The organism is Pseudomonas sp. SDO5522_S412, assembly GCF_054071215.1.
Map to the genome: position 1 here is coordinate 12,745 of NZ_JBSVWQ010000028.1, position 20,079 is coordinate 32,823.

At 59.5% G+C, this 20,079-nt stretch carries 24 protein-coding genes; 12 read left to right on the plus strand and 12 right to left on the minus strand.

Annotation, left to right across the window (positions count from 1 at the left end; genetic code table 11):
- Position 1: 1 nt before the first annotated feature.
- On the minus strand, positions 2-880 hold the full coding sequence (locus tag ACW9I6_RS09290; RefSeq protein WP_457339210.1) for an alpha/beta fold hydrolase: 879 nt from the start codon (positions 878-880) through the stop codon (positions 2-4).
- Positions 881-1,056: 176 nt separating this feature from the next.
- On the opposite strand from ACW9I6_RS09290, the gene ACW9I6_RS09295 reads away from it, so the two are divergent.
- The gene (locus ACW9I6_RS09295; protein ID WP_177067371.1) at positions 1,057-1,641 is read left to right on the plus strand and encodes a CGNR zinc finger domain-containing protein; all 585 of its coding nucleotides are present in this window, start codon (positions 1,057-1,059) and stop codon (positions 1,639-1,641) included.
- 6 nt (positions 1,642-1,647) lie between these two features.
- Here the strand turns inward: ACW9I6_RS09295 and ada are convergent, their stop codons facing one another.
- The 5 genes from ada to ACW9I6_RS09320 all read right to left on the minus strand — a co-directional run bounded on the left by ada (position 1,648) and on the right by ACW9I6_RS09320 (position 4,736).
- Entirely contained in the window at positions 1,648-2,712 is a 1,065-nt protein-coding gene (gene ada, locus ACW9I6_RS09300; RefSeq protein WP_301051030.1) for a bifunctional DNA-binding transcriptional regulator/O6-methylguanine-DNA methyltransferase Ada, read from the minus strand.
- A gap of 76 nt (positions 2,713-2,788) precedes the next feature.
- Positions 2,789-3,469 (minus strand): DNA oxidative demethylase AlkB, encoded by a 681-nt coding sequence (gene alkB, locus ACW9I6_RS09305; RefSeq protein ID WP_457339211.1) that lies wholly within the window; start codon positions 3,467-3,469, stop codon positions 2,789-2,791.
- Positions 3,459-4,175: a 2OG-Fe(II) oxygenase gene (locus ACW9I6_RS09310; protein WP_177067370.1), complete on the minus strand. Its 717-nt coding sequence runs from the start codon at positions 4,173-4,175 to the stop codon at positions 3,459-3,461. Before ACW9I6_RS09310 ends, alkB begins: the two co-directional genes overlap by 11 nt.
- Positions 4,176-4,257: 82 nt before the next feature.
- Entirely contained in the window at positions 4,258-4,422 is a 165-nt protein-coding gene (locus tag ACW9I6_RS09315) for a hypothetical protein (protein WP_166742130.1), read from the minus strand.
- 11 nt (positions 4,423-4,433) lie between these two features.
- Complete coding sequence (locus ACW9I6_RS09320; RefSeq protein ID WP_003212586.1) at positions 4,434-4,736, minus strand: DUF1883 domain-containing protein; 303 nt, start codon at positions 4,734-4,736, stop codon at positions 4,434-4,436.
- A 212-nt stretch (positions 4,737-4,948) separates the two neighbouring features.
- On the opposite strand from ACW9I6_RS09320, the gene ACW9I6_RS09325 reads away from it, so the two are divergent.
- The 4 genes from ACW9I6_RS09325 (at position 4,949) to ACW9I6_RS09340 (ending at position 7,359) form a co-directional block, all read left to right on the plus strand.
- Positions 4,949-5,299, plus strand: coding sequence for a hypothetical protein (locus ACW9I6_RS09325; protein WP_003212585.1), 351 nt, complete (start codon positions 4,949-4,951; stop codon positions 5,297-5,299).
- 195 nt (positions 5,300-5,494) lie between these two features.
- Entirely contained in the window at positions 5,495-6,145 is a 651-nt protein-coding gene (locus ACW9I6_RS09330) for a c-type cytochrome (protein WP_256344302.1), read from the plus strand.
- Positions 6,142-7,065, plus strand: a complete 924-nt coding sequence (locus ACW9I6_RS09335) for a c-type cytochrome (RefSeq protein ID WP_003212583.1) — start codon at positions 6,142-6,144, stop codon at positions 7,063-7,065. Before ACW9I6_RS09330 ends, ACW9I6_RS09335 begins: the two co-directional genes overlap by 4 nt.
- A 63-nt stretch (positions 7,066-7,128) precedes the next feature.
- Complete coding sequence (locus tag ACW9I6_RS09340; RefSeq protein WP_003212582.1) at positions 7,129-7,359, plus strand: hypothetical protein; 231 nt, start codon at positions 7,129-7,131, stop codon at positions 7,357-7,359.
- Here ACW9I6_RS09340 and ACW9I6_RS09345 read toward each other — a convergent pair whose 3' ends face one another.
- Together ACW9I6_RS09345 and ACW9I6_RS09350 are read right to left on the minus strand one after the other, a co-directional pair.
- Entirely contained in the window at positions 7,360-7,644 is a 285-nt protein-coding gene (locus tag ACW9I6_RS09345; RefSeq protein WP_003212581.1) for a hypothetical protein, read from the minus strand.
- Positions 7,645-7,788: 144 nt separating this feature from the next.
- Positions 7,789-7,974 (minus strand): hypothetical protein, encoded by a 186-nt coding sequence (locus ACW9I6_RS09350; protein WP_003212580.1) that lies wholly within the window; start codon positions 7,972-7,974, stop codon positions 7,789-7,791.
- 307 nt (positions 7,975-8,281) lie between these two features.
- Between ACW9I6_RS09350 and galU the strand changes: the two genes are divergently transcribed.
- Positions 8,282-9,121, plus strand: a complete 840-nt coding sequence (galU, locus tag ACW9I6_RS09355; RefSeq protein ID WP_003212579.1) for a UTP--glucose-1-phosphate uridylyltransferase GalU — start codon at positions 8,282-8,284, stop codon at positions 9,119-9,121.
- 55 nt (positions 9,122-9,176) lie between these two features.
- Here galU and ACW9I6_RS09360 read toward each other — a convergent pair whose 3' ends face one another.
- Positions 9,177-9,944: an AraC family transcriptional regulator gene (locus tag ACW9I6_RS09360; RefSeq protein WP_457339212.1), complete on the minus strand. Its 768-nt coding sequence runs from the start codon at positions 9,942-9,944 to the stop codon at positions 9,177-9,179.
- Positions 9,945-10,077: 133 nt separating this feature from the next.
- Here ACW9I6_RS09360 and ACW9I6_RS09365 point away from each other — a divergent pair, with 133 nt between their 5' ends.
- Both ACW9I6_RS09365 and gorA read left to right on the plus strand, forming a co-directional pair.
- Positions 10,078-12,216: a TonB-dependent siderophore receptor gene (locus ACW9I6_RS09365; RefSeq protein WP_134326572.1), complete on the plus strand. Its 2,139-nt coding sequence runs from the start codon at positions 10,078-10,080 to the stop codon at positions 12,214-12,216.
- Positions 12,217-12,272: 56 nt separating this feature from the next.
- Entirely contained in the window at positions 12,273-13,631 is a 1,359-nt protein-coding gene (gene gorA / locus ACW9I6_RS09370; RefSeq protein WP_102369015.1) for a glutathione-disulfide reductase, read from the plus strand.
- Here gorA and ACW9I6_RS09375 read toward each other — a convergent pair whose 3' ends face one another.
- A complete protein-coding gene (locus ACW9I6_RS09375; protein ID WP_457339213.1) occupies positions 13,632-14,639 on the minus strand; it encodes a DNA-binding protein in 1,008 nt (335 codons plus the stop codon).
- 161 nt (positions 14,640-14,800) lie between these two features.
- Between ACW9I6_RS09375 and ACW9I6_RS09380 the strand changes: the two genes are divergently transcribed.
- From ACW9I6_RS09380 to ahpF, 3 genes are all read left to right on the plus strand, one after another.
- Positions 14,801-15,727, plus strand: a complete 927-nt coding sequence (locus tag ACW9I6_RS09380) for a site-specific integrase (protein WP_177027859.1) — start codon at positions 14,801-14,803, stop codon at positions 15,725-15,727.
- A gap of 149 nt (positions 15,728-15,876) precedes the next feature.
- Positions 15,877-16,440 carry an alkyl hydroperoxide reductase subunit C gene (ahpC, locus tag ACW9I6_RS09385; RefSeq protein WP_003173835.1) on the plus strand — a complete coding sequence of 188 codons (564 nt, stop codon included), beginning with the start codon at positions 15,877-15,879 and terminating at the stop codon, positions 16,438-16,440.
- 127 nt (positions 16,441-16,567) lie between these two features.
- A complete protein-coding gene (gene ahpF / locus ACW9I6_RS09390) occupies positions 16,568-18,133 on the plus strand; it encodes an alkyl hydroperoxide reductase subunit F (RefSeq protein WP_003212573.1) in 1,566 nt (521 codons plus the stop codon).
- A 63-nt stretch (positions 18,134-18,196) separates the two neighbouring features.
- Here the strand turns inward: ahpF and gloA are convergent, their stop codons facing one another.
- Positions 18,197-18,718: a lactoylglutathione lyase gene (gloA, locus tag ACW9I6_RS09395; RefSeq protein WP_008432524.1), complete on the minus strand. Its 522-nt coding sequence runs from the start codon at positions 18,716-18,718 to the stop codon at positions 18,197-18,199.
- Between the two features lie 193 nt (positions 18,719-18,911).
- Between gloA and ACW9I6_RS09400 the strand changes: the two genes are divergently transcribed.
- Positions 18,912-19,448 (plus strand): DUF4946 domain-containing protein, encoded by a 537-nt coding sequence (locus ACW9I6_RS09400; RefSeq protein ID WP_008432526.1) that lies wholly within the window; start codon positions 18,912-18,914, stop codon positions 19,446-19,448.
- Between the two features lie 170 nt (positions 19,449-19,618).
- On the opposite strand, the gene ACW9I6_RS09405 is transcribed toward ACW9I6_RS09400, so the two are convergent.
- On the minus strand, positions 19,619-19,984 hold the full coding sequence (locus tag ACW9I6_RS09405) for a histone-like nucleoid-structuring protein, MvaT/MvaU family (RefSeq protein ID WP_003212570.1): 366 nt from the start codon (positions 19,982-19,984) through the stop codon (positions 19,619-19,621).
- Between the last annotated feature and the right edge of the window lie 95 nt (positions 19,985-20,079).

A 20,079-nucleotide genomic window follows, 5' to 3' on the forward strand; every position in this document is an offset into this window, starting at 1 on the left:
ATCAGTTGATGGCGTCACCCAGTACTTCATGAATCCGTTGGGCAATGTGCGCGGCGTGGGTTTCCAGGGCGAAGTGGCCGGTGTCGAGTAATTCCACCACGGCGTTGGGGTTGTCGCCTTTGTAGGCATGGGCGCCCGGCGGGATGAAGAAGGGATCGTTCTGGCCCCAGATCACCAGCGCCGGCACTTGCGTGGCCTTGAAAAACGCCTGGAACGCCGGGTACACCGTCAGGTTGTTGCGGTAGTCGAGGAACAGGTCCAACTGGATCTCGTCATTGCCTGGACGCTGCATCAGGAGCACGTCGAGCATGTAGGACTCCGGCGCCACCAGCTCCGGTTGCGACACGCCATGCAGGTACTGATAACGCGTGCCTTCCAGGCTGATGACCGCGTTGCGGATCACCTCGCGATTGGCCTGGCTCGGCTCGGCCCAGTAGGCCCGGATCGGATCCCAGGCGTCACCCAAACCTTCCAGGTAAGCATTGCCGTTTTGCGATATCAGCGCGCTGACCCGTTCCGGGTGGGCCACGGCGAGGCGCAGGCCCACCGGTGCGCCGTAGTCGAACACATAGAGGGCATAGCGACTGAGGTTCAGGGCCTCGACGAAGTGGCCAACGGTGATCGCCAGGTTATCGAAGCTGTAGTGGTAATTGCGTTCGGCGGGGACTTCAGTGAAGCCGAAGCCTGGCAAGTCCGGGGCGATGATCCGGTAACGGGTGGCAAGCAGCGGGATCAGGTCACGGTACATATGGGACGAACTGGGAAAGCCATGCAGCAGCAACAACACCGGCGCGGAGAGGTCGCCGGCTTCACGGTAGAAAATGCGCACACCATCGGCATCAACGTGCTGATAGCGAACAACCGGGGCTGAAATCGACATGATCGGAGTCCTCTGCGTAACTGGTTAAATTGATTTGTCGGGTTACTCGTTTTGCAGGCTGCGCTTGAAAATGTAACCTGTCAAATTAATTTATTGGGTTACTGATTAGCAAATTTAGTAACTATTCAAAAGCAAAATCAGCGGTTACGATGGCGCGGACTTGAAGAGGATTCGCCATGCCCGCCATCACCCCATCCCCATTGGAACCCTACGTCCTGGCTGATCATCCCGTGCTGGACATGCTCAATACCCGGGCGAATGTCGACGGTGTGCCCTTTGAATTCTGGCAAGGCGATGCCGATGTCGAGCGCTGGCTGGTGCGGCTTGGCTGGGCCGAGGAGGGCGCAGTACCGGTATTTGAGGAGGGGGCACTGCTGGGCGCGGCGCGGGGATTGCGGGAAGTGATCCGCGTGTTACTGGAACAGCGCAAGGCCGGCCAGCAGGGCGATCCCGCCGCGCTGAATGCGTTCCTGCGCAAGGCGGTCAGTCACCCGCAACTGGCTTGGCCGGCGCCTGGCGAGTTGCGGCTGGAGCGCCAGCGCAAGGTGCAGACTGCCGAGCAGTTCCTGGCGCCGATTGCCGAAGCCGCCGCGACGTTACTGGTGGAAGGGGATTTCGGCCTGGTCCGCACCTGCGAACATCCCGAGTGCGTGCTGTGGTTCTACGACCGCACCAAGGGCCACAAGCGCCGCTGGTGCAGCATGGCGCTGTGTGGCAATCGGCATAAGGTGGCCGAGTTTCGCAAGCGCAAACTGGTGTAGACGTCCTCAGGATTCTGCCGGGCTTTCGCGCTCCAGCAACTGCCGCTTGCGCTCGACACCCCAGCGGTAGCCCGACAGATTGCCGTCGGCGCGCACCACGCGATGGCAGGGAATCGCCACCGCCAGGCTGTTGGCACCACACGCCTGGGCCACGGCGCGATAGGCGGTCGGCGCGCCGATGCGCTGGGCGATCTCGGCGTAGCTGGCGGTGCACCCCACCGGGATTTCCCGCAAGGCTTGCCACACGCGTTCCTGAAACGCAGTGCCGCGCAAATCCAGGGGCAGGTCCAGGCCCAGGGCCGGCGCTTCGATAAAGCCCACCACTTGGGCGATCAATTGTTCGAAGTCGTGATCGGCACCCAGCAGATTGGCGCGGGGAAACTGGTCCTGCAGGTCGCGCACCAGTTTGTCCGGGTCATCCCCCAGCAGGATCGCGCACACACCGCGATTGCTCTGGGCCACCAGAATGGCGCCCAATGAGCATTGGCCAACGGCAAAGCGAATATCCGTGTTGGTGCCGCCGGCTTTGTAGTCGCGGGGCTTCATGCCGAGCAATTGGTCGGCAGCCTCATAAAAGCGGCTGTTGGAATTGAAGCCGGCGTCGTACAGCGCATCGGTCACCGAGTGCTGGCCCTTGAGGCCGTCCCGTACCTTGCGCGAGCGATGAGCGCTGCCGTAGCGCTTGGGCGTCAGGCCGGTCACCGCCTTGAACACCCGATGAAAATGGAACGGGCTCAAGCCGGCGAGGGCGGCCAGATCTTCAAGGGGCGGCAGGGTTTCGGCCTGTTCGATGTGCCGACAGGCCGCTGCCACCAGTTGCGCATGGCGTGCGGCCACCTGGGTCTGGTCCCCCGACGCGCGCTTGTTGGGCCGGTAGCCCGCCGCTTCAGCCTGTTGCGGGGTGTCGAAGAACTCGACGTTCTCCGGGCGCGGGCGCCGCGCGGAACTGCTGGGGCGGCAGTACACACCGGTGGTTTTCACACCATAGACGAAGGTCAAGTCGGCCTTGGCGTCACGGGCGACAATCGCGGCCCAGCGCGGGTCTTGTTCGGTGGCGTGGCGCGCGGTCATGGTGGTGGCTCCTGGTTGAAGAATGCCAGGTTAGTCCCGTGGGGCATTCCCATCACTCCGATGCTTGCGGTCAAATTCATCCGGCCGTGCGAAACGTCAGGTTGATGCGCTGCGGCCCCATGACCGGATGCGTGCCGGGCTTGATCGGCATCACGCCGTGAAAGCGCAGGCGGTCCACGCCGCCCCATACCACTACGTCGCCATGGAACAGCGAGACTTTTTGCGTCTTGTCGCTGCGCTCATGGCCGCCGAACAGGAAGATCGCCGGTAAACCCAATGACACCGAGACCACCGGGGCGGCATAGCGCCGCTCGTTCTTGTCCTGGTGCAGGGACATTTTCGCGCCTGGCACATAGCGGTTGATCAGGCAGGCATCCGGCTCGAAATCGTCGAAACCTGCATCTGCTGCCGCCGTCACGGCCAGTTCGCGCAATGCGGCCGGCAGGGCTGGCCAGGGTTGTTGGTTATTCGGGTCAATCGGGGAGTAGCGATAACCGGTGGAGTCGGTCGTCCAGCCCAATTCACCGCAACTGCTTAACGCCGCCGACATGGTAAAACCACCGGGCGTGACCATTTGCCGGAAGGGCGATTGAGCCAATACCCGTCGCAGCTCCGGTAGCAAACGCTCGACCCAGGGCAGGGCATAGCCTCTGAGGACGTAGGATTGTTCACCGATTTGCTCGCGCCCCGGGGGCTGTTGCAGCGCCTCATCGGCGAACAAATCGGCGGTTGATCCGGGAAGGGTCTTACTGCGCATCGTGAAAAATCACTCCCAAGGTATGCCGGGTACCACTGTGCAGAACACTGACCCCGTGGCGCAAGGTCACCCGATGAAACCCCCTCACACTCGGCATGGGTCGCTGATTGACCGCGAAGATTACCGCGTCACCCTGGTTGAGAGGGACAACCTGAGCCCGGGATTGCATTCTTGGCCGCTGCTCCGTCAGCACCAACTCCCCGCCACGAAAGTCCTCTCCCGGCTGCGACAACAGGATGGCAACTTGTAGGGGAAACACATGTTCCCCGTACAGATCCTGATGCAGGCAGTTGTAGTCGCCTGGACCGTATTGCAGCAATAACGGGGTAGGGCGTTGCTGCCCGGCAGCGTGGCAGCGGGCAATGAAGTCGGCATGGTGCGCCGGATAGGTGATCGGCAGGTTCATCTGTTCGTTCCAGCGATTGGCCTGGGGCGCCAGGAACCCATACAGCTGTTCACGCAGCGCGCGGATCGGCGCTGGCAGCGGGTAGCGGAAATATTTGTATTCGCCCCGGCCAAAGCCGTGCCTGGCCATCATCACATGGGAGCGAAACAGTTCGGGTCGGGGGTAGTGGCCGCTCAGTTCAGCGCATTCCTGCTGATCCAGCAGGGCCGGAATCAGTGCGTTACCCTGTTCATCGAGGGCTTGCTCGATGGCGGCCCAGTCCAGCTTGGCCAGGCGTTCATGCAGTGGAGTGGAAGGCATCGACAAGTTCCTGTGGCAGCGCATTAGGGCTGCCAGTCTAGAAAGTCGTCAGCGTCAGAACACTCCGATGCTTGCGCTCGAATTACAGCGCCTTGCTCACATTGATGTCGGTAATCTCATCGCTGGCATCGTGGATTTTCGCCAGGGCTTCCTTGGCTTCCTCCACGCTGCCTGCTTGCAGTTGGGCGAACTCGAAGCGGCGCTCACCGTTGAGTTTGTACTTGATCACATATTTGGTGGTAGTCACGGGCATTCCTGTCAGCTCAGTTTCGAATTGGTGCGGCGCACAATGCGGATCTTGTGGGACAACGTCGGCTTTTTGGTCACGCTGATGGCGCGGCGGGTCACGACGTCCAGGGTGATGTTCCAGAACCCGGTGCTGGGCGCAGTGATTTTTGCCGGGAACTTGTCGAACGCGCCGCCGTGGTAAGTATGGCGGCCGCCGTTCTTGAAGCTGCGAAAGTTGGCATCGCTCATCAGGCGGATGTTGCAGGTTTGCGAGCATTCAATGACGACAATATCTCCTTCATTGAGGTGCTCACGCTGGTGGATGAATTTCATAAGGTGTCTCCAGAAGGGCTTTTTCTGAAAAATCAGAACGATACGTAGGTTAAGATGGAGTTTATCAGCCCCAGCACGTTTATTATCGGACCGTCGTCGACGACTTCGACAATTTAAAACAGTTATTTACCGAGTTATCAGGGATAAATCCTACGTGGGCGGGAGAAAAATACCTTCTTCGCTGTCGTAGGGTCTTTATCGGAGGTTTTTATATGAAGTGGAGTGTGTTGGTTCTGGCCCTGGCGTTGGGTGGATGTGCTTCGGTGGCGGATATCAAGCAGACCCCACCAACGCTGGCAGTGATCTCCGGGAAAAAACCACAGGAATACGCGGCGTGCGTTGTCCAGAAATTGTCTAAAACCCGCAGGCCTTCGCAGATCGAGCCTCACAAGGATGGTGTTCAAGTTATCGTACCGCAGAAGTTTTCTGCCGACCCGTCGGCCATTTTTGAAATTGAAGAGCGCTCCAGCGGGAGCAGTATCAAGCTCTACGAGAGCATGTCCAATGTGCCTATTCGTCCAGGTGACGTGAAGGCTGCGGGGGAAGCGTGCATTTCCGGCTGAGTCTGTAGCCGCCCACCTCGAATCCGATCAAGAAGCCCGACCCTGCTGCCGCAGCGTCGGGCTTTTTTGTGCGCGAGGTTCAGTACACCGTCCTTTTGCTCGCGGATGAGTGTTGTCGCGACCGGGCCATTGCCCTACCATTTGTAGGCTTATGCCTAATTCGCCTAAGCATATAACTATAAAAATGGAGTCGTGATGATGTCTCTGGAACGAGTTCTGATGGGTAGCGCGTTGTTGCTGATGTTGGGCAATGCCCACGCGCTGGAGGGGAAAAACGTTTATATGCAGGGCGGCTCGCAGCCGGGAGCTGCGCCGTGCGTGGCCTGCCACGGGGCTGATGGCCTGGGGCTGGCAGCCGCGGGTTTTCCGCGTTTGGCCGGTTTATCGGCGGGGTATTTGCGTAAGCAACTGCACGATTTTAAAAGTGGCGCCCGGAACAGCCCGGTGATGCAGCCACTGGCCAACGCCCTCACGGAAGAGGAAGTCAGCGCTGTAACCCGGCAGCTGGCGGCAATGCCTGCGCCCGCACCTGTGCCGGTGCACCGCAGCGAGATGCCTACTGACGCTGCGCAAAAGATTGCCCTGCAAGGTGCGTGGGAGCGCCAGATTCCGGCCTGTGTCAGCTGTCATGGCCCGGCCGGCGTGGGCGTCGGCGACGGGTTTCCACCCCTGGCCGGACAATCTGCGGCCTACCTCGCGGCGCAGTTGAACGCCTGGCGCAGCGGCACGCGCCATAACGATCCGAATGATCTGATGGGCCATATCGCCAAATCCCTCAGCGCTGAAGAAGTGCAGGCCGTGGCCACCTATTTTGCCTCGTTGAGCGGCCAGGAGGCCAAGCCATGAAGCGCTTCTTGTTTGCTCCGCTGCTGGGAAGCCTGATCGGCGTACCCGTCCATGCCGCCCCTATTGCCATGGAAGACCAGTCACAGTTGCAGCCAGCCGGCGCTCATGGGGCTGCCGTGCAGTTCCAGCCGCCCAAAGAAAGCGAGCTGCCGGACAACGCCTACGGCAAGCTGGTGAAACAGGGCTACGCGCTGTTTGTCGACACCAAGCGCCTGGCGCCGCAATTTGTCGGTAATGGCCTCAATTGCAGCAATTGCCACCTGGACCAGGGTCGCCTGGCCAATTCGGCGCCGCTGTGGGGTGCCTACCCGATGTACCCGGCGTATCGGAAAAAGAACGACAAGGTCAACACCTTCGCCGAGCGTTTGCAGGGCTGTTTCCAGTTCAGCATGAATGGCGGCACGCCACCGGCTGCAGACAGCCCGGAGATTACCGCGCTGTCGGTATATGCCTACTGGCTGGCGAGCAAGGCTCCCTTGGGCGTCGAACTGCCGGGCCGTGGCTACCCGGACGTGCCGGCACCCGCCAAGGGTTACGACCTGGCCCAGGGCGCAGAGGTCTACAAGGGCCAGTGCGCGGTGTGCCATGGCGCCGAAGGCCAGGGCCAGAAAGTGGGCGACAACTACGTGATGCCGCCGCTCTGGGGTAAAGACTCCTACAACTGGGGCGCCGGGATGCATCGAATCAATACGGCAGCGTCCTTCATCAAGCACAACATGCCCCTGGGCCAGGGCGGCAGCCTGACCGACCAGCAAGCCTGGGACGTGGCGGCCTACGTCAACCGTCACGAGCGTCCTCAGGACCCGCGCCTCGTGGACGGCTCCGTGGAGAAAACCCGGGTGAAGTTCCACGCCAATGACGGCGTCAATCTTTACGGGCAGACGGTCGATGGCGTACTGATTGGCCAAGGCATCCGTTAAACTGTCGATAACCCATAAAAAATGCCGCTGAATCAGCGGCATTGTCTTTTCGGAAACTCAGTCATGAAACGTGAGCAAGTCAGGGAACAGCATGCAGGGGGGCATATTTCTGCGACCCATGTGATTCAAAATCCCGCGGATACGGGCGAGTGGATCGTGTTCTTCAAGAAGAGCGGCGGTCGCAGCTACTTCCTGGTGGATGACCAGGATGAAGTCGAATCCTTCTCCCGCCTGGACGACTTGATCGAGACCATTCGCGGCCTGGGCATCAAGTTCGCCGAAATTCACATGTAATTATTTGCAGACCACCGTCACGCTGCGGGTCTTGTAGTTGCCGACATCCTTGCCCAGGGTCTTGTCGCTTTCTTTCAGGGCCGGTGTGCCTTCGGTGCCGACAATCCGGTAGCCGGTGCCCGCGCAGGACGCATCAGCCTTTTCATAACAGCTGGCCCAGGAGTTGGCTTCGCCGGAGCAGTCGATGGCCAGTCCTTGTTCGCCGTTCTTCAGGACCGTGTCGGAAGTGGTGGTGCAGCCACCGGTAAGCGCCAGTACCGCAATCAGTGCCAGGATCTTGTTCATGTAGGAGTCGTCATCAGGGTGTTGGAGGGGAGCGCTGACACTGTCGTGGGGCGTTACAGGCGAGATTATAGCGAACCGCCATCAACGTACAGACAAACACAAAAAAGCCCCGTCAAACGAGGCTTGATTGGCGTTACCGCGGTGTTACTTGGTTTTCGGACGCTTGCTCGACGCGTGGCCGGCCTCATCCACAAACACTTCGGCCACGGCACAGGCTTGAGCTTCGGTCGCGAATGCGCCGGCAACGCTGTCGCCATGGAAGTTGATCAAGTGCCAGCCGTCCGCTCGCTTGGTGATCAGGTAGCCGTTCACGCCTTTTGGTTCTGACATCTATCAATCTCGTTGTCTGGTTCAAGGGCGTAATGATAGCGCCAAACGGCGTGGGGCGGCGCAAGTTGTTGCAGGTCAGTGCCGATCGCCATAAAGCGTGCTAAAAAGGTTGGAGCCCTTTGAATGACGGGCACAAGCCGACGATTTCTAACAGCGGCGAAGGTACTTGATTGAATGCCGGCGGAACTTACGCCGACATTTTTTCTCTATGTTGACATCGCAACGCCAGCAGGACCCATTGTAAGGTGACTGCGGCCTGATTAGACTGCGCCGAATTTCGTACGCACAGCCCTTTGTAAGGACTCATATGATCAAGAAATGCTTGTTCCCAGCAGCCGGTTACGGCACTCGCTTCCTGCCAGCGACCAAGGCCATGCCCAAAGAAATGCTGCCGGTGGTGAACAAGCCACTGATCCAGTATGGCGTGGAAGAAGCACTGGATGCCGGCCTGAACGAAATCTCGATCGTGACCGGCCGTGGCAAACGCGCCCTGGAAGACCACTTCGACATCAGCTACGAGCTGGAAAACCAGATCAAGGGCACCGACAAGGAAAAATACCTGGTCGGCATCCGTAAGCTGCTCGACGAGTGCTCGTTCTCCTACACCCGCCAGACCCAAATGAAAGGCCTGGGGCACGCGATCCTGACCGGTCGTCCGCTGATCGGTGACGAACCGTTCGCCGTGGTACTGGCCGATGACCTGTGTGTAAACCTGGAAGGCGACGGCGTCCTGACCCAGATGGTCAAGCTGTACCAGAAGTACCGTTGCACCATCGTCGCGGTTCAAGAGGTCGATCCTCAGGAAACCAACAAGTACGGCGTGATTGCCGGCGACGATATCGGTGATGGCCTGATCCGCGTACGCGACATGGTTGAAAAGCCAGCGCCGGAAGATGCTCCGTCGAACCTGGCGATCATCGGCCGCTACATCCTGACCCCTGATATCTTCAAGCTGATCGAAGAAACCGAGCCAGGCAAGGGTGGCGAGATCCAGATCACCGACGCCCTGCTGAAGCAGGCAAAAGACGGTTGCGTGATTGCCTACAAGTTCAAGGGTCGTCGTTTTGACTGCGGTGGCGCTGAAGGCTACATCGAAGCGACCAACTTCTGCTACGAGCACTTCTACAAGACTGGCAAGGCTTACTGATTCATCGTTGCCAGCCCGTTGAAAAAGCCTGCGAGTCGAAAGACCGCAGGTTTTTTTATGCCTTGCCCAAATAGCGGCTGGGGGCTTCGCCCAGTACCCGCTTGAACATTGCACCAAACGCATTGCCGTTGGCATAGCCCATGTCCCGTGCAATAGCCCCCAATGGTCGGCCCTGGGCTAACTGGCAAACGGCTTCGGCAATCCGTAGCTGCTGGCGCCATTGGTTGAAGCTCAGCCCGGTTTCATCCCGAAACCGCCGGCGCAGGGTGCGCACGCTGGCGCCGATGGATTCACTCCAGTCTTCCAGGGTGGCCGGGTTCGCCGGGTCTTCCAGAAGCATTTCACACACACTGAGCACGCGTTTGTCCCGGGGCAATGGCAGGCTGCAGCCTTCGGTTTCAGTCGCGGATATCAACTGGTGCAGCAGCAATGGCGTGAGCAGGGCAGTGTGGGCGTCGGGTGCGAGCATGCCCAGAATCAGCTCCCGCAGCAGCGGCTCTACCCTGATCAATCGGCAGGATTGCCACGCCGTGGGTAATTGATCGCTTTCCACGTACAGTGCGCGCATCGCAACCTTACCGACCATGTGCAATTCATGGTCGACACCCGGCGCAATCCAAAAGCCGTATGCCGGCGGGACGGTCCAGGCGCCCATGCGGGTCAACACCCGGATCACGCCTTGGGTGGCGTGCACCAGTTGGCCATATTCATGGCTGTGCCAAATCTCCCGTGCGCCATCGACATAGTCATGGGCCCGAACCCGCAATTCCTCGCTGGTGCTGCGAGCGGGCGCCCCAAAGCGTTTACGCCAGATGTTGTCCAATCAAGAATGATTCCTGAGATGTAGGTTGGAACGGTCATTAATTGACCCGTGCGCGTAGAAGAATGACCGGATCTTTAACGCGATTCAATATTAAATAAGAACGATTAACAAAAAGACTTTTCAAGGAATCGTCATGTCCGGTGCGTTGTCTTCTCCTCCGTTTTACCTTTCCAGGCTGGCGCTGGTGGTGTTGGCGCTTGCTCCTGTTGTGTGGGCCGATGACGCGCCCATCGTGTTGAAGGACACCGCGGTGACAGCCGCCGAGGCCGAGCCGGCAGACGGCGTGGTGCCAGGCTATGTGGCGCGCAACACCACCGTGGGCACCAAAACCGGCGCGCCGATCGTGGAGACGCCGCAATCGATCTCGGTGGTCAGCCGCCAGCAGATGGATGACCAGGCGGCGCAAACCGTCGACCAGGCATTGCGCTACACACCAGGGGTTTACTCCCAGGATAACGACCTGCGGTTTGACCAGTTGAGCATTCGCGGCTTCGATGCCGACTCCTACCTCGACGGGCTCAAGCTCAATCGCACGACCTGGTTCGCTACGCCTCGGGTCGACCCTTGGTTTCTGGAGCGCATCGACGTGCTGCGCGGGCCAGCTTCCGTGCTGTACGGCCAGAGCGGGCCGGGCGGCCTGGTGGACATGCAGAGCAAGCGGCCGACGGATGAGCCACTGCACGTGTTGCAAATGAGCGTGGGCAATGACAACCGCTATCAGGCCGGCTTCGATTTTGGCGGGCGCCTGGACGAGCAGGGCGATGTGACCTATCGGCTGACCGGGCTGGGCCGCATGGCCGATACCCAGACCGATCACATCAAGGACCAGCGCATCGCCATCGCGCCGGCCATCACCTGGAACATCGACGACGACACCAGCCTGACCCTGCTGGCCAACTATCAATACGACCCGGAAGGTGGGCTGTTCAACCCGGTACCCGCGTATGGCACCGCGCTGCACAACCCGAATGGGCGCTTGCGCCCCGATGATTACCTGGGCGACCCGGACCGCGATCGCTTCAAGCGCAATCAGTTTTCCCTGGGCTACGCGTTCAGCCACCGGTTCAACGACACCTGGAGCTTTCGCCAGCACCTGCGCTATATGCATGATGACGTCGACTACTACCAGACTTCCCTCACCGGGCCGCTGGACGCCAACCTTGCCACCGCGCCGCTGTGGGCCAACGTCAATCATGAGCACCTTGGCCAGTTCGCCCTTGATAACCAGTTGCAGTCCGACTTCAGCACCGGCCCGGTCAAGCACACTGTGCTGATGGGGGCGGACTTCCAGCGGCTGTTGCAGACCATCAACCGGGGCGGTCAGTATTTCCCGAGTGCGATCAATATCTACAACCCCGACTTCAGCGCCTTGCCGAGGGTGCCGGTGTCCATCAACCAATACACCACCCAGAGCCAGTTTGGCGTGTACCTGCAGGACCAGCTCAGCTTCGACCATTGGCGCTGGCTGATCGGTGTGCGGCAAGACTGGGCGCGTACCTACGACAATCAGGACAGCGCGTTGACCGGCGCCAACCTGAGCAACACGCGCCAGCACGACGAGAAACTCACCTGGCGTTCGGGCCTGAGCTACGTGTTTGATAACGGCGTTGCGCCGTATGTCAGCTACAGCGAATCGTTCCAGCCGCAACTGGGCACTGACCGGCTGGGCGCGACATTTGTGCCGACCACCGGCAAGCAGTACGAAGCCGGCGTTAAATACCAGCCTGTGGGCTCCCGCAGCCTGTACAGCGCGGCAGTGTTCGACCTGCGTCAGCAAAACGTCCTGACCACCGACGATGTCGACCCCAATTTTGCCACCCAGAAAGGCGAAATCCGCTCCCGCGGCATCGAGCTGGAAGCCCATGCCGAGGTCACCTCGAACCTCAGCCTGATCGGTTTTTACACCTGGATGGACCAGCGCATCCTCAAATCCAATGACGGCGACCAGGGCGAACACCCGACCGGCATCCCGGGCAAGAGTGCCTCGCTGTGGGCGGACTACACCTTCCACGACGGCCCGCTGCAGGGCGTCGGTTTCGCGGCGGGTGCGCGCTACTTCGGGCCGAGCTACGGCAGCGCCGACAACACGCTGGAGGTGTCATCGCGCACGCTGTTTGATGCCGCGGCGCACTATGACGTGCAGAACTGGCGCCTGGCCCTCAACGCCAGCAACCTGTTCAACAAGGAATACCTGGCCTACTGCAGCAACGGTTTCCTTTGCTACTGGGGTGCAACCCGTTCGTTGCAGGCCAGCGCGACGTATCGCTGGTAAGGCGCTGACCTCTGGCGCGGCAGCAGGTATGCTGTTGTCCTGCCGAGGAGAGTGAAATGGCCTACGATTTTGACCTTTATGTAATTGGTGCCGGTTCCGGCGGTGTGCGCGCTGCACGATTCGCTGCGGGTTTTGGCGCCAAAGTGGCGGTGGCTGAAAGCCGCTACCTGGGCGGTACCTGCGTGAATGTGGGCTGCGTACCGAAGAAACTGTTGGTATACGGCGCGCATTTCGCCGAAGACTTCGAGCAGGCCAGCGGTTTTGGCTGGTCCCTGGGTGAAGCGAATTTCGATTGGGCGACCCTGATCGCCAACAAGGATCGTGAAATCAACCGTCTCAATGGCATCTACCGCAACCTGCTGGTCAACAGCGGCGTGACCCTGCACGAAGGGCATGCGCGGCTGGTGGACCCGCACCAGGTAGAAATCAACGGCGAGCGTTTTACTGCCAAGCACATTCTGGTGGCCACCGGTGGCTGGCCGCAGATCCCGGACATCCCGGGGCGCGAGCACGCCATTGGCTCCAATGAGGCGTTTTTCCTCAAGGAGCTGCCCAAGCGTGTGCTGGTAGTCGGCGGTGGCTATATCGCCGTCGAGTTCGCCGGGATTTTCCATGGCCTGGGCGCACAGACTTCGCTGCTGTATCGCGGCGACCTGTTCCTGCGCGGTTTTGACGGCTCGGTGCGTACGCACTTGAAGGAGGAGCTGACCAAGCGTGGCCTGGACCTGCAGTTCAACGCCGACATCGAGCGTATCGATAAACAGGCCGATGGCAGCCTCAAGGCCACCTTGAAAGATGGCCGCGTGCTGGAAGCCGATTGCGTGTTCTACGCCACTGGCCGACGCCCGATGCTCGATAACCTGGGGCTGGAAAACACCGGCGTCAAGTTGGACAAGCGCGGCTTTGTCGAAGTGGATGAGCTGTACCAGACCGCCGAACCGTCGATCCTGGCGATTGGTGATGTGATCGGCCGCGTGCAACTGACGCCAGTGGCCCTGGCTGAAGGCATGGCCGTGGCACGTCGCTTGTTCAAGCCTGAGCAATATCGTCCGGTGGACTACGCGATGATCCCGACGGCGGTGTTCAGCCTGCCGAATATCGGCACCGTGGGCCTCAGCGAAGAGCAGGCCCGTGAAGACGGGCACAAGGTGCAGGTGTTCGAAAGCCGCTTCCGGCCGATGAAACTGACCCTGACCGACTGCCAGGAAAAGACCTTGATGAAGCTGGTGGTCGACGCCGAGACCGACAAGGTCCTGGGTTGCCACATGGTCGGCCCCGACGCTGGCGAGATCGTGCAGGGCCTGGCGATCGCGCTCAAGGCGGGCGCGACCAAGCAGCATTTCGATGAAACCATCGGCGTGCACCCAACGGCGGCGGAAGAGTTCGTCACCATGCGCACGCCAGTGGCGCAGTAATCAGCCCTCGGTAGTTGCTTCCGGCACCGTCGCAACGACGGCTGCCAGGCGCAGCGCATCAATACTGGCCTGGGCCTTGACCAGGTCCAGTTCCAGGGTTTTGTTGGTCTTCTGATGCTCGGCCAGCGCTTCCTGGCGCGCCTGATTCTCCAGTTGGGCAACCCGCAAGCGCTCCTGCAACAGGGTACGCTCGCTGTCGATCACACTCACTTGCTCGCTCAATTGACGCTGCTGTTCGCGGTCCTGGCGAGCCTGTTCCTGCAGTGCGCTCAATTCCTTCACGGTCACCCGATGCTCGATCAGCAGGCGCTCGTTATCGCGGTGCAACTGAGTGATTTCATCCTGGCGCACCATCGCGCTCTGCTGGGCCTGGCGCAGCTCTGCCTGGACCTGCTGCAACTGGCCTTCATGGCGACGCTGTTCCTGCTCACGCTGGTCCTTGATCGCATTGCGGTAATGCTCCAGGGCGTCCCGGGCATGCAGGTGCTTTTCTTCCAGTGAGCGAATCTGCTCGTCCTTGTCGTTGATCCGCAACTCGTAATCGCTGCACGCCTGGCTTAGCCCGGCGTTGCGGGTTTGCTCGGTTTGCAGGCTGGAGCGAGTGCTTTGCAAGGCCGCGCTTTCATCGGCCAGGGCGGCGGACTGGATATCGAACTGCTGCTTGAGCTGGGAGTGGGCCGCTTCCAGCTCCTCAACCTGGGCGAGGAGGGCGGTTTTCTGTTGCTGGAACTGCGCCAGGGCCAGGTCGATAGGCTCCTGGGCCTTCTCCTTCAAGCGCTGGGCCAGTCGCGCCACCAGTTCACCCAATTCGTCGTCAATGGGCGCTTCGGTGATGGTCTGGCGGGTTTCGCTTTCTTCCAGCTCCTTCAGATAGCGATGAATCGTGGTTTTCGAGCCGGTATTGCCCATCTCGATGCGTACTGCATCGATGCTCGGGTTTTCGCCACGGGCAAGGATCGCCAGGCGTGCCGTTTGAACTACTGCTTTATTGATGCCGCCGCGAGCCATGGAGTCTCCGTCGATTTGGTACTGTGGTACGTAGTATGTATATACGTACTATATCACGATTGTTTTAAAGCCGAAATTGATGATTTATCAGATGGGATATTGGCGTATTATCCCGTGTGATACAGGTTTTGAAATGGACAACAGCCAATGGCAGTACAGGCATGAGTGAGCTGGACCGTTATCTGAATGCGGCCACCCGCGATAACACCCGCCGCAGCTATCGAGCGGCAATCGAGCATTTCGAGGTGAATTGGGGTGGATTCCTGCCGGCGACCAGTGACAGCGTGGCGCGCTATCTGGTGGCGCATGCGGGCGTGCTGTCGGTCAACACGTTGAAGCTGCGTTTATCGGCGCTGGCCCAGTGGCACACCAGCCAGGGGTTTCCTGATCCGACCAAGGCGCCAGTGGTGCGCAAAGTCCTGAAAGGCATTCGTGCCCTGCACCCGGCTCAGGAAAAGCAGGCAGAGCCATTGCAACTGCAGCACCTGGAGCAGGTCATCCAGTTCCTCGAACAGGAAGGCCACGACGCCCGAGCCGCAGAAGACCATCCCCGATGGCTGCGGACCAAGCGTGACGCAGCGTTGATCCTGCTGGGTTTCTGGCGTGGCTTTCGCAGCGATGAGTTATGCCGGTTGAATATCGAGCACGTGCAGGCGGTGCCCGGTTCGGGCATCACCCTGTATCTACCGCGCAGCAAAAGTGATCGGGAAAATATCGGCCGCACTTACCAGACGCCGGCGCTGTTGCGGCTGTGCCCGGTGCAGGCCTATAGCGAATGGCTCAGCGCTTCAGCGCTGGTGCGCGGCCCGGTGTTTCGCGGCATTGATCGCTGGGGCAACCTGGGCGAGGAGGGCTTGCACGCCAACAGCGTGATCCCGCTGTTGCGCCAGGCGCTGGAGCGTGCCGGGATTGCGGCCGATCAGTACACCAGCCACTCCCTGCGCCGGGGCTTCGCTACCTGGGCTCATCGCAGTGGCTGGGACTTGAAGTCGTTGATGACTTACGTCGGCTGGAAAGACATGAAATCGGCCATGCGCTATGTTGAAGCGACGCCCTTTCTCGGCATGACCCGGGCATCCCTCGAGTGATTCAAGGTTTCTTCTATTAATACAGTCTCTTGATAGTGAAAACCAATCGTCAGCATCAGGTTTGCCAATGAGCCATCGGCCGGGAGAGTGGGTAGGATTCACCTCATCAACTTACTAAGCCCTTCTACAAACCTGACGGAGAGTCAACGATGCCTATCATCAACAGCCAAGTAAAACCGTTCAAAGCTACCGCCTACAAAAACGGCAACTTCGTAGACGTGACTGATGCTGACCTGAAAGGCAAATGGTCTGTCGTGTTCTTCTACCCAGCCGACTTCACCTTCGTCTGCCCAACCGAACTGGAAGACCTGGCTGACAACTACGCCGAATTCCAGAAACTGGGCGTCGAAATCTACAGCGTTTCCACCGACACCCACTTTGCCCACGCTGCCTGGCACAACACCTCGCCAGCCATCGGCAAAATCCAGTACACCATGATCGGCGACCCGACCCTGACCATCTCCCGCAACTTCGACGTGCTAATCGAAGAAGCTGGCCTGGCAGACCGTGGCACCTTCGTGATCAACCCTGAAGGCCAGATCAAAATCGTTGAACTGAACGATGGCGGCGTTGGCCGTGACGCTTCCGAGCTGCTGCGCAAAATCAAGGCGGCCCAGTACGTTGCTGCTCACCCGGGCGAAGTCTGCCCAGCCAAGTGGAAAGAAGGCGAGGCCACCCTGGCTCCGTCCCTGGACCTGGTCGGCAAGATCTAAGTCTGTGAAATGCCAAGGGCGGGTTACCGCACCTAAGTAAGCTGCATCCGCCCTCGAAACGCCCGGGCGAGATTCGCTCGGGCGTTTTTTTGTCTGCAATAAACCGAATTAATAGGAAATCGCCCGTATGTTGGACGCCAATCTTAAAGCTCAGTTGAAGTCATACCTGGAACGGGTCACCCAGCCGATCGAGATCGTCGCCTCCCTCGATGACGGTGCGAAATCCCAGGAAATGCTTGCCCTCTTGCAGGATGTAGCCAGCCTTTCGACGCTGATTACCCTGAAAAGCGATGGCAATGATGCGCGCAAGCCATCGTTCTCCATCAACCGCCCGGGTGCCGATATCAGCCTGCGTTTTGCCGGCATCCCAATGGGCCATGAATTCACTTCGCTGGTGTTGGCGCTGCTGCAAGTCGGCGGCCACCCCTCGAAGGCCAGTGTCGAAGTGATTGAACAGATTCGCGCCCTTAAAGGCGAGTTCAGCTTCGAGACTTACTTCTCGCTGTCGTGCCAGAACTGCCCGGACGTGGTCCAGGCGCTGAACCTGATGGCAGTACTGAACCCGAACATCCGCCACGTCGCCATCGACGGTGCGCTGTTCCAGGCTGAAGTCGATGATCGTCAGATCATGGCCGTGCCCAGCGTTTACTTGAATGGTGTGAACTTCGGCCAGGGCCGCATGGGCCTGGAAGAAATCCTCGCCAAGCTCGACACCAGCGGTATCGAAAAAGCCGCCGAGAAAATCAGCGCCAAAGATGCGTTCGACGTACTTGTCGTCGGCGGTGGCCCAGCGGGTTCGGCAGCGGCTATCTACGCTGCACGTAAAGGCATCCGTACCGGTGTTGCAGCCGAGCGCTTCGGCGGGCAGGTGCTGGACACCATGTCGATCGAGAACTTTATCTCGGTACAGGAAACCGAAGGGCCGAAACTCGCCAGCGCCCTGGAGGCCCACGTGCGTCAGTACGACGTGGACATCATGAACCTGCAGCGTGCTACTGCGCTGATCCCGGCGAAAAACAACGGTGAGCTGCACGAAATCCGTTTCGAAAGCGGTGCGACCCTCAAGTCCAAGACCGTGATCCTGGCCACCGGTGCCCGCTGGCGCGAAATGGGTGTACCGGGTGAGCAGGAATACAAGGCCAAAGGCGTGTGCTTCTGCCCGCACTGCGACGGCCCGCTGTTCAAGGGCAAGCGCGTGGCGGTGATCGGCGGCGGTAACTCCGGCGTTGAAGCAGCCATCGACCTGGCCGGTATCGTCAGCCACGTGACCTTGCTTGAGTTTGACAGCAAGTTGCGCGCCGACGCCGTGTTGCAGCGCAAGCTGTACAGCCTGCCGAACGTTGACGTGATTACCAGCGCGCTGACCAGTGAGGTCAAGGGTGATGGCCAGAAAGTTACCGGCCTGGCCTACAAGGATCGCGACAGTGGCGAATTCAAGACTATCGACCTGGAAGGCATCTTTGTACAGATCGGTTTGCTGCCCAACACCGACTGGCTTAAAGGCACTGTGGAGTTGACTCCACGTGGCGAGATCATCGTCGATGCACGTGGTGAGACTTCGCTGCCAGGCGTTTTTGCCGCCGGCGACGTAACGACTGTGCCGTACAAGCAGATCGTGATTGCAGTAGGCGAGGGCGCCAAGGCTTCCCTGAGTGCTTTCGATCACCTGATCCGCACTTCCGCCCCGGCGTAAATTCCGGCCCGGAAATGAAAAACCCCATGAGTGATCATGGGGTTTTTTATTGCCGGCGGAACCTTACAGCGGCGTTGGCTGAATGATTTCAACCCAGTACGCATCCGGGTCTTTCACGAAGGCCAGGCTTTTCATGCGGCCGTCACTCAGGCGCTTCTGGAAGTCGCAGCCCAGTTCTTCAAAGCGCGCGCAGGCAGCAACGATGTCCGGCACCGAGATGCAGATATGGCCAAAGCCACGCGGGTCGGTGTTGCCGTTGTGGTAGGCAAAGTCCGCGTCGTTTTCGGTGCCGTGGTTGTGGGTCAGTTCGAGGATGCCCGGGATCGACTTCATCCACTGGGTGCGGGCGGCAGCGTCGGCCGGGATCTGGGCCTTGTCGACCAGGGCCAGGAAGTACAGGCTGAATTCGGCTTCCGGGAAGTCACGTTTTTCAACCAGGGAAAAACCCAGTACGCGGGTGTAGAAATCCAGCGACTTGGTGATGTCCTTGACCCGCAGCATGGTGTGGTTGAATACGAAGTTCGTGGTGGCGGCGTCAGGCTGGGCGGTGACGCCCGGGAAAGTGTTCAGTTCGTGCAGGCTCATGGGCCCTCCAGAGAAAAATGGGGCAAACGTGGCTCCGGTTGGAGCATCCCTTGGCTTGCGGCTGGCATCCGTGCAGCCGGTCCATGATACGCAGCCCTGCCGGTTGCGCCAAATGAAAAAGGTCACGCAACCCTTGCGGCCAGCGGGTGCAGGGGCCCAAACTTTGTCGCTTGAACCTTGAGTGTTTTTCGTAATGACCGGATTTCGCGCACCGTTGTTGAGTACCCTGGGCCTGTTGCTGGGCAGCACCGCTGCATGGGCGGCTGACCCGGAAATTCATTGGCCCAGCGGCTGGCAGGTAGAGGAAGTGGCGCCCGACGACCAGGCCCCGGCACAACCGTCGGCGGTGTCCCGCCAGCGGGCCATAAAGAATGATGAGAATGGCGCGACCTTGATGGTCATGGAGTTGACGGGCACGCCAATCGAAGCGGGGCATACGGTCAACCTGCAAGGTGTGCTGCTGGAAATGCGCAAATCCATCCAGAAGGACTTTGCCCAGGGTGGTTATCAAAGTGTGTGCACCAAGATGCACCCCACAACATTGAGCCGGCTTGAGGCATTGGAAACTACCTGTGTAATCACCGAGAACGGTCGGCATGTGCTGTCGCAAACGTTGGTGGGGGCTGTCGATACCGATAAGGCCTATGTTTTTTCATACGCAGGCCAGGCCGACGCTTACGAATCAAGCAAGGATGAAGTCAGTTCGGTGCGTGACAGCCTTAAACTTTGAGCGTTGTAGGCATCGGGACAAATAAGTCGATTTGAACAAAGTGAAATGTTTTTTAAAGTTCGTTTTTGAAAGTGCCAGCGTCCTGATTTGTTTCACTATCGATGCCTGTAAACAAAAAAGCCCTGCATGTGCAGGGCTTTTCTTAGTGCGTTTGTACTAGCCGCAAAGCATTAGCCGCGAAGCCAGGAGTCTACTGTGGCTGCGCCGTACTGTTCTTTCCACGCCTTCAGGCCGCGATGGTTGCCGCCCTTGGTTTCGATCAGTTCACCCGTGTGCGGGTTGTGGTAAACCTTGACGACGCGGGCACGGCGCTGTTTGGGTGCGGCAGCGACGGAAGCGCCGGACTTGCCCGGGTTAGGATCCAGGATGGAGATGATGTCGCGCAGGCTTTTGCCGTAGGTCTTCATCAGCCCTTGCAGCTTTTCTTCGAATTCGATTTCTTTCTTCAAACCAGCATCGTTCTTCAGGGATTCCAGCTGGGCAAGCTGCTCTTGAAGGGCTTTTTCTGCTGCGCGAAATTCGGCGAGTCTGGACAAAATCTATACTCCAATAGTGTATTTGGCTGATATCTACTGCAAACAAAGCGATAAGCCAAGAGCCTTAAGGCGACTCAATGAAAGTGGCCTTCCTG

Bases quoted from the DNA above. Each gene is read 5' to 3' on its own strand.
- ACW9I6_RS09290 (WP_457339210.1), bottom strand. From the start codon at position 880: ATGTCGATTTCAGCCCCGGTTGTTCGCTATCAGCACGTTGATGCCGAT.
- ACW9I6_RS09295 (WP_177067371.1), top strand. From the start codon at position 1,057: ATGCCCGCCATCACCCCATCCCCATTGGAACCCTACGTCCTGGCTGAT.
- ada (WP_301051030.1), bottom strand. From the start codon at position 2,712: ATGACCGCGCGCCACGCCACCGAACAAGACCCGCGCTGGGCCGCGATT.
- alkB (WP_457339211.1), bottom strand. From the start codon at position 3,469: ATGCGCAGTAAGACCCTTCCCGGATCAACCGCCGATTTGTTCGCCGAT.
- ACW9I6_RS09310 (WP_177067370.1), bottom strand. From the start codon at position 4,175: ATGCCTTCCACTCCACTGCATGAACGCCTGGCCAAGCTGGACTGGGCC.
- ACW9I6_RS09320 (WP_003212586.1), bottom strand. From the start codon at position 4,736: ATGAAATTCATCCACCAGCGTGAGCACCTCAATGAAGGAGATATTGTC.
- ACW9I6_RS09325 (WP_003212585.1), top strand. From the start codon at position 4,949: ATGAAGTGGAGTGTGTTGGTTCTGGCCCTGGCGTTGGGTGGATGTGCT.
- ACW9I6_RS09330 (WP_256344302.1), top strand. From the start codon at position 5,495: ATGATGTCTCTGGAACGAGTTCTGATGGGTAGCGCGTTGTTGCTGATG.
- ACW9I6_RS09335 (WP_003212583.1), top strand. From the start codon at position 6,142: ATGAAGCGCTTCTTGTTTGCTCCGCTGCTGGGAAGCCTGATCGGCGTA.
- ACW9I6_RS09340 (WP_003212582.1), top strand. From the start codon at position 7,129: ATGAAACGTGAGCAAGTCAGGGAACAGCATGCAGGGGGGCATATTTCT.
- ACW9I6_RS09345 (WP_003212581.1), bottom strand. From the start codon at position 7,644: ATGAACAAGATCCTGGCACTGATTGCGGTACTGGCGCTTACCGGTGGC.
- ACW9I6_RS09350 (WP_003212580.1), bottom strand. From the start codon at position 7,974: ATGTCAGAACCAAAAGGCGTGAACGGCTACCTGATCACCAAGCGAGCG.
- galU (WP_003212579.1), top strand. From the start codon at position 8,282: ATGATCAAGAAATGCTTGTTCCCAGCAGCCGGTTACGGCACTCGCTTC.
- ACW9I6_RS09365 (WP_134326572.1), top strand. From the start codon at position 10,078: ATGTCCGGTGCGTTGTCTTCTCCTCCGTTTTACCTTTCCAGGCTGGCG.
- gorA (WP_102369015.1), top strand. From the start codon at position 12,273: ATGGCCTACGATTTTGACCTTTATGTAATTGGTGCCGGTTCCGGCGGT.
- ACW9I6_RS09375 (WP_457339213.1), bottom strand. From the start codon at position 14,639: ATGGCTCGCGGCGGCATCAATAAAGCAGTAGTTCAAACGGCACGCCTG.
- ACW9I6_RS09380 (WP_177027859.1), top strand. From the start codon at position 14,801: ATGAGTGAGCTGGACCGTTATCTGAATGCGGCCACCCGCGATAACACC.
- ahpC (WP_003173835.1), top strand. From the start codon at position 15,877: ATGCCTATCATCAACAGCCAAGTAAAACCGTTCAAAGCTACCGCCTAC.
- ahpF (WP_003212573.1), top strand. From the start codon at position 16,568: ATGTTGGACGCCAATCTTAAAGCTCAGTTGAAGTCATACCTGGAACGG.
- gloA (WP_008432524.1), bottom strand. From the start codon at position 18,718: ATGAGCCTGCACGAACTGAACACTTTCCCGGGCGTCACCGCCCAGCCT.
- ACW9I6_RS09400 (WP_008432526.1), top strand. From the start codon at position 18,912: ATGACCGGATTTCGCGCACCGTTGTTGAGTACCCTGGGCCTGTTGCTG.